We start from the raw sequence: 1,017 nt of genomic DNA, 5'->3' as shown, positions 1-1,017 counted from the left end.
GACTACGGCAGCCACGGCCAGATGACGAAGCTTGACGACGTGGTACTCCCACCGGCGCCCATCCGGCTGCTCCACGTCGGTCAACCACAGGTTCACCCAGGGGTTTTCGTAGATCGGACGTTCCCCGTGGATCTTCCACTGCATGGCTGTGACCCCTCTCGATCGGATTCCAGCATCGCAGAAGAGAGCAGGGGCATCATCAACTGAAGCAAAATGCGTCAGAGTGACGAAATGAGGGCGGCTGGCACTGGTGCCTGGCTGCGCCGCTCGGCGAGGTCGGGGACCCAACTGACCTCTGACCTGGGGGCATGAGGTTTGGTCAGCTCGCTGCGGGGTATGCTAATCTGTTTAGCAGAGGGTGCGAGGCCTAAGAAGCCCATTGTGGTTCACGACCGCTGGCATCCACAGAAGAGGGAGGTCCGGGTTCGAGTCCCGGCGAGTAGCTTAACTGGGAGAGCGCCCTCTTTTATCTTTACCACCCTGCTCTCTGTATCGCTGGAGCGATTTCCGCTTCCGTCAGATTGAGCGATTGGTAGTAAGTGCGGAGAAAACCAGTAAGTTTCCTCTTGCGCTGCGAGACGTGATTCAACTGTGGGTGCTCTGTTTCAAAGTCGGAAAGAGCAGCGTCCGCCCAGACCTCACGTGAAAGACTGTCTCTCAGCGCAAAATTCATTTCTTGCGAAATACGCTTCGTTACGGCGAGGGCTAGGATCAGCTCACCGTGAGAAAGGGTAACTGGAACGCCCAGCGCAACCCGAGTAGCTGGATGTTCACCGGTAACCTTTGTCCACTGAGCAAGCGCGTTGGGTGAAAGATTATTAGCTGCCGTGATGAGGCCTTGTTTGGGCTTCCCTCCCGCGTGAATCACAGCATTTCGCATCTGGCGAATCAAATGGAACTGCTCCAATGATTCTTTCGGGAGCTGCCGACCCACCTTTTGTTGGAACAATCTGTGCATCGACGAGGCATTCGAATCGGCAACCTGAGCAGCAGCGGGCGGGGGCCCACGAGGCTCGC

At 57.0% G+C, this 1,017-nt stretch carries 1 protein-coding gene and 1 pseudogene; both read right to left on the bottom strand.

The features are described from left to right. Positions 1 to 144, bottom strand: a pseudogene (locus ACWC5O_RS45555) (NUDIX hydrolase); the annotation flags it as partial. A gap of 328 nt (positions 145 to 472) precedes the next feature. Continuing rightward, the coding region (locus ACWC5O_RS45550) for a hypothetical protein (RefSeq protein WP_450781422.1) at positions 473 to 1,017 on the bottom strand (545 nt) is incomplete at its 5' end.

The sequence above is a fragment of the Streptomyces sp. NPDC001450 genome, assembly GCF_053597295.1.
The sequence above is the reverse complement of the archived record's forward strand: the minus strand, read 5'-3'. Positions and strand labels throughout refer to the sequence as shown.